The following is a 17296-nucleotide window of genomic DNA, read 5'->3' as shown; positions in this document are numbered from 1 at the left end:
CAAGCCAACCGGCTCCGTATGTGTGTACTGCCTCCGACTCGCCGCCTGGCCAGCTTACTGTTGTGCATGAGTATAAATGCTCAACAAGCGCCGGCTCAACGATGCCGGATTTCCCAACACTGATGGATTTTTTTGTTGCGGAAATCTTCCGGCACCGATTGTTTGGAAATATCTTTCACCGCATACCGCCCACCCGCATCCGGGCTCAATTCAAAGCTGCGCAGATTGTTTGAGAAAAACAACACGCCGTTGTCGGCTAATAAAGCCATCGCACCGTCAATCAGGCGCATATGGTCGCGCTGGATATCCAAAATATCGAGCATTTTCTTGCTGTTGGAAAAGCTGGGCGGATCCATCACAATCAGGTCGAAACGCTTGCCCGCTTCTGAGGCCGTCTGAAGATATTGAAACACGTCGGCGCGCACAATGGCATGTTTGCCCTCATCCATGCCGTTTAATGCAAAATTACGCCGCGCCCAATCCAGATAGGTGTTGGACAAATCCACCGTTTCGCTGGCAGCCGCACCGCCGGTGGCGGCATACACGGTAAAGCTGCCGGTGTAGGCAAACAAATTCAAAAAACGCTTGCCGGCCGCCATTTCGCCCACGCGTTTGCGGGTGTTGCGGTGGTCGAGAAACAGGCCGGTATCGAGATATTTTTCTAAATTTACCCAAAACCGGCGCCCGTTTTCAGCCACCGTAAAATCAGCGCCGGCCTTGCCGGTTTTTTCATATTGCTGCGTGCCTTTTTGGCGTTCGCGCCGTTTCAGATGAATTTGCCCCGGCGCAAAACCGGTAATAAAAGCCACTGCCTCCTGCACTTCGGCAAGCCAAGTTTCATAGGCTTCAGGCGGCATCAGCCAGCCGGTATCGTATTCTTGCAGGTGGATTTGTTCACCATACACATCAATGGCAAACGGATATTGCGGAATATCGCGGTCATACAGGCGCCAGGCCTCGATGCCGTTGCGGCGCGCCCATTTCAGATAGTGTTTGGCATTTTTGCCCAAACGGTTGGCAAATGCGGTAATGTCGCTCATGTTTCAGACGGCCTGATGTGTTGGTAAAACCGCCATTTTACAGCAAATCTCAACAGGCCACACAACGGGCTGTTGCGATCTGCTGCTGCCCCAAACGGCACTTTCAGAAAGGAAACCGCTGCGACATAAATACCCCAACCGCCCAAGTGCAAACAGACAGCGGCACAGTAAAATAAGCCGGTGTGTTCTATATCTGACCGGCCGCTTTTTGTGTAAACTACACTTTTCTATTCACATCTTCACAACATCATGGATGCCCAACTTATTTTCCTGCTCACACTCGGTTTTTTGGCCGGGCTGATGGATGCAGCCGTGGGCGGCGGCGGCTTATTGCAGATTCCCGGCCTGTTTAACTTTTTGCCACGCAATATGCCTGTAGCCACCGTGATGGGCATCAATAAATTCGCCTCTTTTTGCGGCACCTTGACAGCCACCGGCCAATTCATCCGCCGCATCGCCGTGCCTTGGAAAATGCTGCTGCCCGCGGCTGTGTTGGCTTTTTTGGCCTCATACGGCGGCGCACAACTGGTAGCCTATATTCCCGTGCAATACATGAAACCGGCCATGCTGGTGATTATGGCCGCCATGTTTGTTTACACGTTTTTCAAAAAAGATCTCGGCCAAGTTGCCCGCACCACCGCCCTTTCACGCAAAGAAACCGCTTGGGGTCTGTTTTTTGGCGCCCTGATCGGCCTGTATGACGGCGTGTTCGGCCCCGGCACCGGCAGCCTGTTGGCCTTTATTTTTGTGCGTTTTTTCGCTTACGATTTCCTGACCGCCACCGCATCCGCCAAAGTGATCAACCTTACCACCAACTTTGCCGCCCTCAGCTTTTTTGTGCCCAACGGCCACATTGTCTGGGCATGGGCGCTGCCGCTGGCCGCAGCCAACCTCAGCGGCGGGCTCGTCGGCGCCCATCTGGCCATGCGCGGCGGCAGCCGGTTTCTGCGCTACGGCTTTATGGTGCTGCTGTGTATCATGATCGGCAAATTCGGCTGGGATTTATTGCATTAATGCGCGTTCAATCACGCTTTTCCACAGTTTGTTGCCGGATGTGCAGACCGGCAGTTTGATGTTGTGAAACCATCAAACAATGCTTCATTGAATAAAAACGGCCCGCCCCTATATTTACCTTAATCTTTCAGACGGCCTCTCAGCATGAATATCAGCGAAACCGCCAAACTTACCGGCTTAACCAGCAAAATGATCAGGGATTACGAACACATCGGCCTGATCAGCCCCGCCCAACGCAGCCAATCGGGCTACCGCCAATACGGCAGCCAAGACCTCGACACACTGCGCTTTATCAAACACGCCCGCGACGTCGGCTTTTCACTCGCCCAAATCCAAACCTTGTTAAACCTGAAAAACAGTCCACACCGCACCAGCGCCGAAGTGAAGCAATTGGTAGGCGGGCATCTCGACACCCTGCATCAAAAAATCGCCCGCCTGCAAAGCATGGCCGACACCCTGCAAAGCTGGCACGACTGCTGCAAAGGCAATGCCGATCCCGACTGCGCCATTATCGACCGGCTTTCCGACACACAAAATACCCTATAACCGTTCGGCTGAACCATCCTATGCTGCTCTGTATCATGATTAATTTGAACGGCTATCAAACCCATAAACCGCCAATTGTTTTCAGATAGGGTCAAGGTCAAATCAAGTATAACTGTGAGAAAACGGACAAAGGGCGTAAAGGCGCACAGTAAGCAGGCTTTGCGGAGTTTTTGCACGAGCCATGCCCTTCACAAAAATAATCTATCTAACAGCGTTGGTCTACTTTTATGAGGCATGACTTTTAAAACAGGTCAGGCCGTCTGAAAGCACTTTCTTTCAGACGGCCTTTACATACGCAGGATTCCGTGAACAAAATCCGTGCTATAAGCCCTGTAGGCCGGACTCTCGAATCCGACATTTTTCAGACGACCAAAATCATTTGGAATCACAGGAATATCGAAGCATTTGTCGGATACAAGTATCCGACAAATGCTTGCTGCTTTGCCCCACCTAGGGTGTCCTGACCATTCAGAATGACTTAAATTTTTTGTGATAAAAGTGCAGATGCCAGGCAAAAAACGTAGCCAGACTGAGCACCTTGCCCGGCTTTTTAACGCAACAGATGTGCTTTTAGCGCAAAAAGATGATGATATATAACACATCAGGATACTCTGACCCTCCTCCGTTGGAACGGAGCAACAGAATGCCGCGACACCAACCGAATGCTACCGGACAAAACTTGATGTCCGGCAATCCGGCAGCCCGATGATTGTCTAACCCGCATAAAATACGGCGCTATCAGGACACCCTAGTCCGTGCGTATGAATCAACTTTGCTCAGCTTTCTGTCGTCAATTAATTTCACTTTAACAATAGTCTTCTTGTGGTTTTTATTTTTTAAACAGCAACTTGCTACCAATCGGCTGCTATTTTTCGGCATTTTCTTATCCAAACTTACGTTATATCGTTTTATACTACATTCAAAACCAAAATATTATTTTTGCATAACACAAGAGGCCGTCTGAAATATGTTCAGACGGCCTCTTGTGTTACCGGATAATCAAATATCCAAACAATCCAAAATGCCCTCAGCAGCATCACGCCCTTCTGCAATGGCGGTTACCACAAGATCAGAACCGCGGGTGATGTCACCGCCGGCAAAGATTTTCGGGTTGGCGGTTTGCTGTTTGTAACGGCCGGCTGCTTCAATTCTGCCGCGGCGGTCGGTGGTAACGCCCACGCTTTCCAACCACGGCATTTGGTGCGGCGCAAAACCAAACGCCACAATCACCGCATCGCAGGCAATCACTTCTTCGCTGCCGGCGATGATTTCGGCGCGCCGGCGGCCGTTTTCATCCGGCTCGCCCATTTGGGTTTTAACAATGCGGATGCCGCTAACCTTGCCGGCTGCATCGGTTTCTACCGCCACAGGCTCGGCCTCGATAGCAACGGGCTGGGCGTTGAATTGGAATGCCACGCCCTCTTCTTTGGCGTTGGTAAATTCTTTTTTACTGCCCGGCATATTGGCAGCATCACGACGGTATACGCAAGTTACCTCTGCCGCGCCTTGGCGTACGGAAGTGCGCACGCAATCCATCGCTGTATCGCCGCCGCCCAACACCACCACGCGCTTGCCCGCCATGCTCACATAATCGGGGCTGTCGAAGCGGAGCAGGTTTTGGGTGTTGCCGATTAAAAACGGCAGCGCAGAATAAACGCCCTCGGCTTCTTCGTTGGGAATACCGGCTTTCATGCCTTGGTAAGTGCCGACACCGAGAAACACAGCATCGTATTCGTCCACCAATTCATCCAGCATCACATCTTTGCCGATTTCCACGCCCAATTTGAATTCGATGCCCATACCGCCAAAAACTTCGCGGCGGCGCACCATCACTTCTTTTTCCAGTTTGAATGAAGGAATGCCGAAAGTCAGCAGGCCGCCGATTTCAGGCTGGCGCTCATACACAGTAACGTCTACACCGTTGCGCGCCAACACATCGGCACAACCCAAGCCCGCCGGGCCGGAGCCGATAACGGCTACTTTTTTGCCGGCACGGGGAACATCGTGCAAATCAGGCCGCCAGCCCATTTCAAAAGCTTTTTCGGTAATGTATTTTTCTACATTGCCGATGGTAACGGCACCGAATTCGGCATTCAGGGTGCAATCGCCTTCGCACAAACGGTCTTGCGGGCATACGCGGCCGCACACTTCGGGCAGGCTGTTGGTGCTGTGCGCCAATTCGGCCGCTTCGATAATACGGCCTTCATTGGCCAGGCGCAGCCAGTTGGGGATGTTGTTATGCAACGGGCATTTGTTTTGGCAATAGGGATTGCCGCAAGCCAAACAGCGGTCGGCCTGCGCCTGTGCCTGTGTATCGGTAAAGGCCTGATAAATTTCCACAAATGTGGTTTTGCGGTTATTTAACGGGATTTTCGGCGGATCGACGCGCGGCAAATCGATAAATTGATAGATATTTTCGCGTTGGCTCATGTGTAGTTCCTTGCAAACTTATTCTTGGTTTCAGACGGCCTGATGTTTTTGAGGCCGTCTGAACACTTCATTGTTCATCCGATGCTGCTGATGCCGTCTGAAAACAGCATAACGGTTTTCAGACGGCCTTCTGCGGCTTTATTGGGTAATGGCACGCAATTCGGTAACCGTGCGGCGTTTGTGGCCCAACAAGGCATTAACATCGTTGGCTTTCGGTTTTACCAGCACAAATTGGTCGACATAATCTTCCCAATGCGACAAGATGCGCTCGCCTTGGGCGCTGCGGGTCAACTCCACATGACGGGAAATCAGGCCGCGCAAATGCTCTTGGTGCATCGGCAAATCGGCAATGCCGAGGCCTTCTACCATTTCCGGGTTGATGCGGCCTTTAAAGCGGCCGTCAACATCCAACACATAGGCAAAACCGCCGGTCATGCCTGCGCCGAAGTTAATGCCGGTTTTGCCCAGCACGGTTACCACGCCGCCGGTCATGTATTCGCAGCCGTTGTCGCCGATGCCTTCAACCACAGTAATGGCGCCGGAATTGCGCACGCCGAAACGCTCGCCCGCCCGCCCGGCGGCAAACAGCTCGCCGCCGGTGGCGCCGTAAAGGCAGGTATTGCCGGCAATCGTGGCCTCTTCGGCCTTAAATGCCGCGCCGTTGTGCGGCTTGATGACGATGCGGCCGTCGGCCATGCCTTTGCCCACATAGTCGTTGGCATCACCGGTCAGGTTGAGGTGAACCCCGCCGGCCAGCCACACGCCTAAACTCTGGCCTGCGGTGCCGTTCAAATTAATATTAAAAGTCTGCTCGGCATTGCCGCGGTTGCCGTATTGCTTGGCAATCATGCCCGACAGGGTTGCGCCTACGGAACGGTCGAGATTGCTGATGTCGAAATTCACATCCATGCTGCCGCCGCTCTCAAAAGCAAGCCGCACCTGCTCGACAATGGCTTTGTTGAGCAGGCCTTTGTCAAACGGATCGTTGTTTTGCGTGCAAAAACGGGCGCTGCCTTGCGGCACTTTCGGCGCATACAGCAGTCTGCTCAAATCAAGGCCGCGCTGTTTGGCGGTTTTGCCTTCGATGATTTCCAGCAAATCGGTGCGGCCGATTAAATCGGTGAGCTTGCCGACACCCAGCCCGGCCATGATTTCACGCACATCTTGGGCGATAAATTTAAAGTAATTCATCGCTTTTTCGGGCAGGCCGTGATAATGCTTGCTGCGCAAGGTGTCGTCTTGGGTGGCAATACCGGTGGCACAGTTGTTCAGATGGCAAATGCGCAGATAGCGGCAGCCCAGCGAAACCATCGGGCCGGTGCCGAAGCCGAAGCTTTCCGCGCCGAGAATGGCGGCTTTAATGATGTCAAGGCCGGTTTTCAGGCCGCCGTCTACTTGTAGGCGGATTTTATGGCGGAGGTTGTTTTCCACCAGCGCCTGCTGTGCTTCGGCCAGACCCAGCTCCCATGGCGAGCCGGCATATTTAACGCTGCTCAAGGGGCTTGCGCCGGTGCCGCCGTCATAGCCTGAAATGGTAATCAGATCGGCATAGGCTTTGGCTACGCCGGTGGCAATGGTGCCCACGCCCGGCAGAGAAACCAGCTTCACCGACACCAAAGCGCCCGGATTTACCTGCTTCAAATCGAAAATCAGCTGCGCCAAATCTTCAATCGAATAAATATCGTGATGCGGCGGCGGTGAAATCAGTGTTGCACCCGGCACGGCATAGCGCAGCTGGGCAATGTAAGGCGTTACTTTGTCGCCCGGCAATTGGCCGCCCTCGCCCGGCTTGGCACCTTGAGCCACTTTAATCTGAATCACATCAGCGCTCATCAGATAAGCCGCCGTCACACCGAAACGGCCGGAAGCCACTTGTTTGATGCGCGATACTTTCTCAGTGCCGTAACGTTTCGGGTCTTCGCCGCCCTCGCCTGAGTTGGAATAGCCGCCCAAGCGGTTCATGGCCACCGCCAGCGCCTCGTGCGCCTCAGGGCTGAGCGCACCGATCGACATCGCGGCGCTGTCGAAGCGTTTGTAGAGGTTTTCAGCCGGTTCGACATCATCCACACTGATGGCCTCGCGACCTTCGGTTTTCAAGCGCAGCATATCGCGAATGGTGGCCACCGGACGATGGTTCACGGCATCTGCGTAAAGGCGGTATTTGCTGTAATCGCCGCTGTTGCAGGCCGCCTGAATGGTGTTGACCACTTCGGGGTTGTAAGCGTGATATTCGCCCTGCGGTTTGAATTTCAACAGGCCGCCGGCATCTACTTCTTTGCTGCGCTGCCAGGCACGTTTGCGCATGGCGCACAATTGGTCGTGCAAATCGGCAAACGATGCGCCTTCCACGCGGCTGGTGATACCGGGGAAGCACAGCGATGTGATTTCGCTGTTCAAGCCCACGACTTCAAACAGGCGGGCACAACGGTATGAGGAAATGCAGGAAATCCCCATTTTCGACATGATTTTATACAGGCCTTTATTCACGCTGTTGCGGAAATTGCTCATTACCACACGCATCGGTTTGGTAATCGCGCCCACATTAACCATATGCGCCAGGCTTTCATAAGCCAGATAAGGATAAACGGCAGTTGCGCCCAAACCGATCAATACGGCGAAATGGTGCGGATTGCGGGCAGAAGCGGTTTCCACAATCATATTGGCATCGCAGCGCAAATTGGTTTCCACCAGGCGGTTTTGCACTGCGCCCACAAACAACGGCGCCGGAATCGGCTGCAATGTTTTGCTGATGGCTTTGTCGGACAATACCAACAGCACCGCCCCATTACGCACGGCAGCTTCGGCTTCGCCGCACAAACGCTCGACCGCATCTTTCAGGCTGATTTCAGCCGGGTTGTAAACCGCATCCAATACCACGTGTTTGTAATGCTCCTGCGGCAGGCGCAACAGTTGCTGCATATCTGAATACAGCAATACCGGCGATTTGAAATTCACCCGGCTCGACATGCCCTCGGCTTCAAAAAACACACTCATTTCGCGGCCGATGCTGGTGGTCAGGCTCATCACATGCGCTTCACGCAGCGGGTCGATCGGCGGATTGGTTACTTGCGCAAAATATTGGCGGAAATAATCGTAAATCAGGCGCGCTCGCTCGCTCAATACGGCAAACGGCGCATCATCGCCCATCGAGCCCACAGGCTCCTGGCCGTTTTCGCCCATCACACGCACGATGCTTTCCAGCTCTTCGCGGTCGTAAAGAAACTGTTTTTGGTAAACGGCGAGCTGCTCATTATCCATCGCCGCCTCACCCACTTCGTCTTCCGGCAGCTGCTCGAACGGAATCAGGCGCTGTACGTTTTTATCCAGCCAGGCACGATAAGGATGACGGGCTCGCAATTCTTGGTCGATTTCGTCAGAGTGCAGCATTTTGCCGTTTTTGGTATCAATCACCAACAATTGGCCGGGGCCGACACGGCCTTTTTCCACCACTTCATCAGGTGCGTAATCCCAAATGCCGACTTCGGAAGCAATGGTAATCAGGCGGTCTTGCGTTACCACATAGCGCGCCGGGCGCAAGCCGTTGCGGTCGAGATTGCAAGCGGCGTAACGGCCGTCTGAAAGCACAATGCCGGCGGGGCCGTCCCACGGCTCCATATGCATCGAGTTGAAATCATAGAAAGCGCGCAGATTGTCGTCCATATCGGGGTTTTGCTGCCAGGCAGGCGGCACCAGCAAACGCATGGCGCGGAATAAATCCATGCCGCCGTTCACAAATAACTCCAACATATTGTCGAGCGAGCTGGAATCCGAGCCGGTTTCATTCACAAACGGTGCGGCAGTGGCCAAATCGGGAATCAGCGGCGTGCGGTATTTATAGGCGCGCGCGCGCGCCCAGGCACGGTTACCGGAAATGGTGTTGATTTCGCCGTTGTGCGCCAGATAGCGAAACGGCTGCGCCAGCTTCCAGCGCGGCATGGTGTTGGTAGAAAAGCGCTGGTGAAACAGGCAGATGGCAGACTGCATACGCAAATCGGCCAAATCAAGATAAAACTTGGGCAAGTCTTTCGGCATGCACAAGCCTTTGTAAATGATGGTGCGGTTGGAAAGGCTGCAAATATAAAAATCATCGTGATCGATGCGTTTTTCGATACGGCGGCGCGCCACAAACAGACGCCGCTCGATATCCTGAATGCGCCAACCGCTCGGCGCGTTGATAAACACTTGCCGTATTTTCGGCATATCGGCCGCGGCAATCGACCCCAACACCGACACATTCACCGGCACTTCGCGCCATGCAGCAACGCCCAGTGTTTCTTCGATCAACTCTTCATTGATGATATTGATGTATTGTTGCGCCAATTCTTCATCGTCAGGCAGAAAAATCTGGCCGACGGCAAAATTTTGCGCCAATGTAAAGCCTTCTTCTGCCGCAACGGCTTGAAAGAAGGTTTTCGGCATTTGCAGCAGCAGGCCGCAACCATCACCGGTTTTGCCGTCAGACAAAATCGCGCCGCGGTGTTGCATCCGCGACAAGCCGAGAATGGCGGTGCGCACCACTTTATGGCTCGGCTCGCCGTCGATATTGGCGATAAGGCCGAAACCGCAGTTTTCTTTTTCTAGTGTGCGATCATACAGCATGGACATGATAAACCTTTCCTGCAAAGACAATGGTAGAGGCGCACCCGCTTGATTTGTAATTTAAATACTTGCATTTCGGCATGCAGCAGATGCAGTGTCATAATTAAGTTTAAGTCTTCCTAAAATACGGAAATTGTCGGCAATCGTCAAAGGTTTTTTAAGATTTTACATACACAGCGTCTCAGCAAATCAGCTTGAATAAAAATAATAAATACAAAATTTTCCTACAATTTGAAATTTAATTTTTCAAAAATAAATTTATCAGCATTTTTAATTCAAATTAACACAAACTAACAACTTTGTATAAAACTGATTTTTATCTGTCGATTATTCAATCTCATCACAGTCGCCGCACCACTGCCGCATAAGATATGGCCGGCCAGACTGTTGACAAAATCAGGCCGTCTGAAAAACTTTTCAGACGGCCTGTAATGTAATTTCAATACACGCCAGATGATTTGACCGGCTATTGACCGTATCAACCTATCAAACAAGCTGAAATCTTTGTCAAATTCTTTTTGAAGCAACAAAAATAAAGCCGTTCAACTTCGTCATCATGGTAAGGGCAGCTTGAAAACCACACACATACAGCGCCTGCCAACTTAGCACGTCAACGCTACAGTCAATAAATCAGGCAAACCATACTGATTATTTTCCCCCGTCTATCGCAGCCAACTCAACCCGCATAGCATCAATCACCGCCTTGTAATCCGGCTGGCCGAAAATGGCCGAGCCGGCCACAAACGTATCGGCACCGGCCGCCGCCACCGCAGCAATATTGTCGACCTTGATGCCGCCATCCACTTCAAGCGCAATCCGGCGGCCGCTTTCACCTGCATACATATCCAGCAAATCACGCACCTGCCGTGTTTTCACCAAAGTTTGCGGAATAAAGCTCTGCCCCCCAAAACCGGGGTTGACCGACATCAGCAACACCATATCCAAGCGCTCAAGCACATTTTCCAACAGATACACAGGCGTAGCCGGATTCAGCACCAGCCCGGCCCGGCAGCCGGCATCTTTAATCAGGCTCAAACTGCGGTCGACATGGCGGCTCGCTTCGGGGTGGAATGTGATGATATCGGCACCGGCCCGGGCAAATGACTGAATCAAATCATCTACCGGCTCCACCATCAGATGCACATCCACCGGCACGGTGGCATAAGGTTTCAACGCCTGGCACACCATCGGCCCGAAAGTCAGGTTGGGCACATAATGATTATCCATCACATCAAAGTGAATCAAATCGGCGCCGGCTTCGATAACACGGCTCACCTCCTCGCCCAAACGGGCAAAATCTGCTGATAAAATACTGGGTGCAATACGAAATTTCTGCACGATATTTCCTCCGTGTCGGCCGGCATCTGCCGCCCCGTTCTGATAATTTCCAAAAACAGACAATACGGCGGTTTTATCGTAAAAATGCCGCCGTTAACCAAAGTTAACCGGGATTATACCGCTTTTCACACGCCAATCCGTTATATTTCACACCGATTAAACATTTTGGGGAAACTGAGTGCAGAGCCTAATGAAACCTAACCGATTAACCCGGCTGCTGGCAGCAACCGCGCTGTGTGCAGGGTTCTCAGCCGCAACCCAAGCCTCCCCGCTTACATCACGCTTGGACGATTTCCACCCCAATTGCGACATCCGCAAGCTTTCCCTCACTAAAGAGCAGCATACCGAGATGCGCATTATCCGCGACGAGTATAAAAAAACCCTCGATTCGGCCGCAAAAAAAACCGACCGCACCAGCCGCCAGCGGCGCCGTGAGATTGTGAAAATTCTTTCAGAAGAGCCGTTTAATCACGAAAATGCCCGTAACTACATCAGCGGCCGTTATCTGGCCAGCATTGATTTTGCCGTGGAAGAAATGCAGGTTCAGCACCGCATCTACCAACTGCTCACACCAGGCCAGCGCCGCCAATGGCTCAATGCCTGCCTGAAATAAATATATTTCATATCGAGGCCGTCTGAAACCCGTTATCATGTTTTCAGACGGCCTTTTGATATTTCATATATAAGGCCGCTTGCGTTTGCCAGCCATCCGTGTTCAAGGTAGAATTACGGATTCCAACTGAGCGGCAACCATCATGACCAAGTTTATCTTTGTAACCGGCGGCGTAGTGTCTTCATTAGGCAAAGGTATCGCCGCCGCTTCTATTGCAACCATTCTTGAATCCCGCGGCTTGAAAGTCACCATGCTCAAGCTCGACCCCTATATCAATGTCGACCCCGGCACCATGAGCCCGTTTCAGCACGGCGAAGTATTTGTGACCGAAGACGGCGCCGAAACCGACCTCGATCTCGGCCACTACGAGCGCTTTATCAACTCCACCATGATGAAGCGCAACAACTTCACTTCCGGCCAGGTTTACGAATCGGTGATTGCCAAAGAACGCCGCGGCGATTATTTGGGCGGCACCGTGCAGGTGATTCCGCACATTACCGACGAAATCAAGCGCAAAGTGCATGAAGGCGCGGCCGGCAACGATGTTGCCATTGTTGAAATCGGCGGCACCGTGGGCGACATCGAATCGCTGCCCTTTCTGGAAGCCATCCGCCAGATGCGCAGCCAGCTTGGCCGCAGCAACACCTTGTTTGTCCACTTGAGCTACGTGCCCTATATTGCTGCTGCCGGCGAAATCAAAACCAAACCCACCCAGCATTCAGTGAAAGAGTTGCGCGAAATCGGCATCCAGCCCGATGTATTGATCTGCCGCATGGACCGCATCCTGCCCGAAGACGAAAAACGCAAAATCGCCCTCTTCTGCAACGTGGAAGAGCGCGCCGTCATCGGCTGTTATGATTCCGACAGCATCTACAAAATCCCGAAAATGCTGCACGACCAGGGCATCGACAACATCATTTGCGAGCAATTGCAGATGAATGTCCAGCAAGCCGACTTAACCGAGTGGAAAAAAATCGTTTACGCCATCGAAAACCCCAAACATGCCGTAAAAATCGCCATGGTCGGCAAATATGTCGACCTGACCGAATCCTACAAATCGCTCACTGAAGCGCTGAAACACGCCGGCATCCACACCGATACCAACGTGCAAATCACCTATGTCGACAGCGAAGCCATCGAAAAAGAAGGTATCGACAGCCTCAAAGGCATGGATGCCATCTTGGTGCCGGGCGGCTTCGGCATCCGCGGTGTAGAAGGCAAAATCGCCGCTGTGAAATACGCGCGTGAAAACCAGATTCCCTATTTGGGCATCTGCCTGGGCATGCAAATCGCCCTGATTGAATACGCCCGCGACATCGCCGGCATGCAGGATGCCAATTCCACCGAATTCGATCTCAAAACACCTTATCCCGTGATTGCATTGATCGATGAATGGCAAACCGCCGACGGCAGCGTGGAAACCCGCGACGAAAACACCGATCTCGGCGGCACCATGCGTTTGGGCGCCCAAGAAGTCGAGCTCAAAGAAGGCAGCCTGGCCGCCAAAATTTACGGCGGCACCACAATCAAAGAGCGCCACCGCCACCGCTATGAAGTCAACAACAACTTCGTGCCCGAGCTGGAAAAAGCCGGCCTGGTTATCGGCGGCGTATCCGCCGGCCGCGAGCGCTTGGTTGAAACCATCGAGCTGCCGGAACATCCTTGGTTCTTTGCCTGCCAGTTCCACCCGGAATTCACCTCCACGCCGCGTAAAGGCCATCCGCTTTTCACCGCTTACATCAAAGCAGCACTGGCCAACAAAAAAGCCTGATGTTGCTTGATCAAAGTATCATAAACGATAGAGGCCGTCTGAAAGCTATTAAGCATATTCAGACGGCCTCTACTTTACAATACATACCGATTCACAAAAAGACAGCACGCCGAAGGCAGTGCAGCTAGGGTGTCCTGATTATTCAATTTATGGGTGCTGTTCACTCCTAAAAACGCAACTGCTGCGTTAAAAACGTCTCGCAAGATGCCCAGCATTACCGCGTTTTTTGCCTGTTATCGGTACTTTTATCACAAAAAATCTGAATCGTTCTGAATACTCAGGACAGCATTCGGTTGGTGTTGTCGCAATCTGTTCCCTCCCCCATTCCAACGGGTGAGGGTGAGGGTGGGGGTAAAATCGTGAAAGATTTATATCTCATGGGCTATCCTATCCCGAATTCACATTATTTATTCTGTTTTTATTCGTGGGCAGATCCACACTACCATCCAGCTTACCATCACAGCGATGCCGAATGGGGTGTTGGTCAACCTCGCCGGTAAGCGTTTGCCGATAGGTTAAGGCCGTCTGAAAACCGTGAAAGTGCGGTTTCAGACGGCCTTGTTTTAATGAGATTACCAGCAACGGTTGGTAACGCAAACGTAGCTTGGGCTCCGCCTGCGAACGTTCTGCCTGAGTTGTGCTCATTCACAAAAGTAAGCCAGCAAGGCGACCCTCTTTGAGTACAGGATAATGCTGTTTGATTATTAATAAATAGCTGTATCTGGCTACATCCGCCCCAATTCGCGCTGCAAAGCTTGAATATTTTGCTGGCGGTCGAGCACACTGCTTTGAAGATTGCTGATCAATTGCTGGTTAACCGTGCCGTTTTTGGCGGCACGGGCGCCGGCGAGTGCCTGACGGGCATCGGCCAGCGCCTGACGCTCGTTGGCCAATTCTTGCTCTAAAATGGCGCGGCGGCCATTGCCGATTGCTGTATTTTTGGGCGCAGGCGGGGCGGCCGTCTTGGCGACAGCAGTGTTTTCTCTTGACTGCCCCGGCTGTGCAGGCAGATTTTTTGCCGTGCCGCTGCGCACCGGTGCCGCCTGCCTGCCGGAAGCCTTGGGCGGCGCATCATAACGGGCGCTGCTGTAGCGGCCAATCGGCGGCAAATCGGCAGAACGGCAGTTGCCGGAAGGTTTTGAAGTGTATACGGTGTCGCCGTTAATCACACAGGTATAAATTTTAGCGGCGTGGCTTGGGTGCACCGTGAGCATCCCTATGCCTGCGCCCACAATCATGGCTAATTTTTTCATCTTGCTTGAACTTCTTTACCTGCAACCGCCGGGAAGCCTTTATTGCCCTGCCCTTTGATGCGTTTCTGCCCGGCTTGCTTAGCGCCGGTTTGGGCGCTTGTTTTGCGGGATGAGGCTTTGCTGCTGCGTTGCGGTGTTTTTTGAACGGCTTTCGGTTTGCGTTTGGCAGCCGGTTTCAATGAGGCGGCAGCACCCTCGTAGCGGCTGATGCCCGGTAATTTGTCTTCCCGGCAATGGCCAAGCGGTTCTGAAGTGTATACGGTTTCTGTGCCGTTTCGACAGGTATACACCGGCGCGGCCGCTAAGGGCAGCGCCATGCAGCAGGTTGCGGCGGCAAACCATTTTTTCATTCACAATCCCCTGTGTTTTTAGTGCAAAAAAGATGATGTTAGCAATGGTTAGAACACCCTGATACCCTTCACAAAAGTAAGAAGTGACATAAGGCAGCAAGCCGCAGACAATACAGCCGGTATGACAAGGCGCAGCAATGCCGCAGCACTTTTTATTCATTTCACGATAACCAGGCGAAGACAGTACATTCACTACAGGGCTGGTTGACTTGGCGCTTCAACGCCTTAGCAAAAACAGCCCTCTTCGCGCTCAGGCGAGCTAACGCCGTTAGGTTATTTTTGTGAATGGATATCAATCAGCCGGCAGCGAATTCAGCATCAATCGCTTGATGAATCTGCTCCAATTCTTCCTGCCAGCCCAACCAGTTTTCTTCCAATTGGGATAATTTTACTTTGACTTCGGCCAGCTCGGCGAGTGTTTGCTGCAATTTGGCTTTATTTTCATCAGAATAGGCGCTTTCTTGTGCCAAAAATGCTTCATATGCATTTTGTTTTTCAGCCAAACCGGCCATTTCTTTTTCCGCTTTATCGATTTGCTGCTGCACAGGCTTGCAACGGCGCGTGCGCTCCTGCCTGATTTGTGCTTCCAGTCTTTTGGTATCTTTGCGGCTCTGTGTCTGCGCAGATGCAGCCGGAGCGGCGGCGGCATTTTCCTGCGCCAAACGCCATTGGCGGTAATCATTCAAGTCGCCGTCAAACTCATTCAGACGGCCTTGATGAATCAATAAAAACTGATCTGTGGTGGCTTCAAGCAGGCTGCGGTCATGCGATACCACGATAAGCGCGCCTTGAAAACTCTGCAAAGCCAGCGTCAGTGCATGGCGCATGTCTAAATCGAGATGGTTGGTCGGCTCGTCAAGCAGCAGCAGATTAGGCTTTTGCCAAACAATCATGGCCAGCGCCAAACGCGCTTTTTCGCCGCCGGAAAACGGTTCGATTTTTTGCAGCGCCATATCGCCGACAAAGTTGAAGCCGCCCAAAAAATTACGGATTTCCTGCTCTTTGACTTCAGGAGCAAGCTGTTGGATATGCCACAGCGGGCTTTGGTCGGCGCGCAAGGTATCCAACTGGTGCTGGGCAAAATAGCCGATATTGAGCTTGTCGGCCCGGATAATCTGCCCGCTTAAAGGCTTGAGGCCGTCTGAAAGCGCTTTAATCAATGTGGATTTGCCGCTGCCGTTCACACCCAACAGCCCGTAACGCGCACCACTTTCGAGCGACAGGCTCAAGTTGTGCAAAACCACATCGCTGCCATAGCCCAAATCAACTTTATCCAGCTTCAACAAGGGGTTGGGAAGATGCGCCGGGGTGTCGAATGCAAATGAAAATTCGCTGTCCAAATGCGCCGGTGCGATGCGCTCCAGCCTCGCCAGCGCTTTCATACGGCTTTGCGCCTGCACGGCTTTGGTGGCTTTGGCTTTAAAACGGTCGATAAACGATTGCAGGTGTTTGATTTGGCTTTGCTGCTTCACATAAGCCGCTTGCTGCTGCGCTAACCGTTGCGCACGTTCGGTTTGGTAAAAATCATAGTTGCCGCCGTATTGGCTGAGCTTTTGGTTGGCCAACTCTACGGTTTGGGTGGTGGTGGCATTGAGAAAATCGCGGTCGTGCGAAATGATGATTTGCGTGCACGCCAGCCCGGCAAGATGGTTTTCCAGCCACAGCACGGTTTCCAAATCCAGATGGTTGGTCGGCTCGTCAAGCAACAGCAGATCGGCGCGGCACATCAAGGCTTGCGCCAGATTCAGGCGCATGCGCCAGCCGCCGGAAAACGCGCTCACCGGTTTGGTGTGCTCTTGTTGGGAAAACCCCAATCCGCTTAACAGTTTGGCTGCCCGCGCCGGAGCGGTGTAGGCATCGATTTCTTCCAGCTTGGCATGATATTCGGCCTGCTTCATACCCTCGTTATGCGCTTCGGCCTGAGCCAAGGCGGCTTGCAGCTGTTGCAACTGCTCATCCCCTTGCAGCACATAATCCAATGCACAAGTATCCAGCGCCGGGGTTTCTTGAGCCACTGCAGCCAAACGCCAGTGTTTGGGTATCTGCACATCGCCGCCATCTGCCGAAATTTCACCTTTTATCAGGGCAAACAGGCTGGATTTGCCGCTGCCGTTTTTGCCGATCAAACCCACGCGCTGGTTGGGATTGATGGTCAGGTCGGCCTGATTCAGCAAGACTTTCAAGCCGCGCTGGAGGGTGAGGTTTTTGATTTCTATCATGATGGGTGCAAGTGGCAGGCAAAGGCGTTATTTTACCTGATTTGGGCTTTGCTTTTGAGAAATAAATAATGTGAGCTCGGAATAAGAGATCATCCATGAGCTATGACTTTACCCCCGCCCTGA

At 52.6% G+C, this 17296-nt stretch carries 11 protein-coding genes; 4 read left to right on the top strand and 7 right to left on the bottom strand.

The genetic code is table 11. The features are described from left to right. Nucleotides 1–95: 95 nt before the first annotated feature. Complete coding sequence (locus LVJ83_RS06435) at nucleotides 96–1040, bottom strand: class I SAM-dependent methyltransferase (RefSeq protein WP_244787429.1); 945 nt, start codon at nucleotides 1038–1040, stop codon at nucleotides 96–98. Between the two features lie 249 nt (nucleotides 1041–1289). On the opposite strand from LVJ83_RS06435, the gene LVJ83_RS06430 reads away from it, so the two are divergent. After that, on the top strand, nucleotides 1290–2054 hold the full coding sequence (locus LVJ83_RS06430; RefSeq protein ID WP_244787427.1) for a sulfite exporter TauE/SafE family protein: 765 nt from the start codon (nucleotides 1290–1292) through the stop codon (nucleotides 2052–2054). A 144-nt stretch (nucleotides 2055–2198) separates the two neighbouring features. Next, nucleotides 2199–2600, top strand: coding sequence for a Cu(I)-responsive transcriptional regulator (gene cueR, locus LVJ83_RS06425; RefSeq protein ID WP_244787425.1), 402 nt, complete (start codon nucleotides 2199–2201; stop codon nucleotides 2598–2600). A 999-nt stretch (nucleotides 2601–3599) separates the two neighbouring features. Here cueR and LVJ83_RS06420 read toward each other — a convergent pair. The 3 genes from LVJ83_RS06420 to rpe all read right to left on the bottom strand — a co-directional run bounded on the left by LVJ83_RS06420 (nucleotide 3600) and on the right by rpe (nucleotide 10967). Next, nucleotides 3600–5030, bottom strand: coding sequence for an FAD-dependent oxidoreductase (locus LVJ83_RS06420; RefSeq protein ID WP_244787423.1), 1431 nt, complete (start codon nucleotides 5028–5030; stop codon nucleotides 3600–3602). 138 nt (nucleotides 5031–5168) lie between these two features. After that, nucleotides 5169–9635 (bottom strand): glutamate synthase large subunit, encoded by a 4467-nt coding sequence (gene gltB, locus LVJ83_RS06415; protein WP_244787421.1) that lies wholly within the window; start codon nucleotides 9633–9635, stop codon nucleotides 5169–5171. A 642-nt stretch (nucleotides 9636–10277) separates the two neighbouring features. Continuing rightward, nucleotides 10278–10967, bottom strand: a complete 690-nt coding sequence (gene rpe, locus LVJ83_RS06410; protein WP_425316023.1) for a ribulose-phosphate 3-epimerase — start codon at nucleotides 10965–10967, stop codon at nucleotides 10278–10280. A gap of 190 nt (nucleotides 10968–11157) precedes the next feature. Between rpe and LVJ83_RS06405 the strand changes: the two genes are divergently transcribed. Further along, a complete protein-coding gene (locus tag LVJ83_RS06405; RefSeq protein WP_244787419.1) occupies nucleotides 11158–11580 on the top strand; it encodes a Spy/CpxP family protein refolding chaperone in 423 nt (140 codons plus the stop codon). A gap of 142 nt (nucleotides 11581–11722) precedes the next feature. Next, nucleotides 11723–13351, top strand: coding sequence for a CTP synthase (locus LVJ83_RS06400; protein WP_244787417.1), 1629 nt, complete (start codon nucleotides 11723–11725; stop codon nucleotides 13349–13351). A gap of 725 nt (nucleotides 13352–14076) precedes the next feature. On the opposite strand, the gene LVJ83_RS06395 is transcribed toward LVJ83_RS06400, so the two are convergent. The 3 genes from LVJ83_RS06395 to LVJ83_RS06385 all read right to left on the bottom strand — a co-directional run bounded on the left by LVJ83_RS06395 (nucleotide 14077) and on the right by LVJ83_RS06385 (nucleotide 17173). Further along, entirely contained in the window at nucleotides 14077–14604 is a 528-nt protein-coding gene (locus tag LVJ83_RS06395) for a hypothetical protein (RefSeq protein WP_244787415.1), read from the bottom strand. Then, the gene (locus LVJ83_RS06390; protein ID WP_244787413.1) at nucleotides 14601–14954 is read right to left on the bottom strand and encodes a hypothetical protein; all 354 of its coding nucleotides are present in this window, start codon (nucleotides 14952–14954) and stop codon (nucleotides 14601–14603) included. Before LVJ83_RS06390 ends, LVJ83_RS06395 begins: the two co-directional genes overlap by 4 nt. A 296-nt stretch (nucleotides 14955–15250) precedes the next feature. Further along, on the bottom strand, nucleotides 15251–17173 hold the full coding sequence (locus tag LVJ83_RS06385; protein ID WP_244787411.1) for an ATP-binding cassette domain-containing protein: 1923 nt from the start codon (nucleotides 17171–17173) through the stop codon (nucleotides 15251–15253). Nucleotides 17174–17296 lie beyond the last annotated feature (123 nt).

The organism is Uruburuella testudinis (genome assembly GCF_022870865.1).
Taxonomy (GTDB): Bacteria; Pseudomonadota; Gammaproteobacteria; order Burkholderiales; family Neisseriaceae; genus Neisseria; species Neisseria testudinis.
Note: the sequence above shows the minus strand (reverse complement) of the source record. Positions and strands in the feature narration are given on the sequence as shown.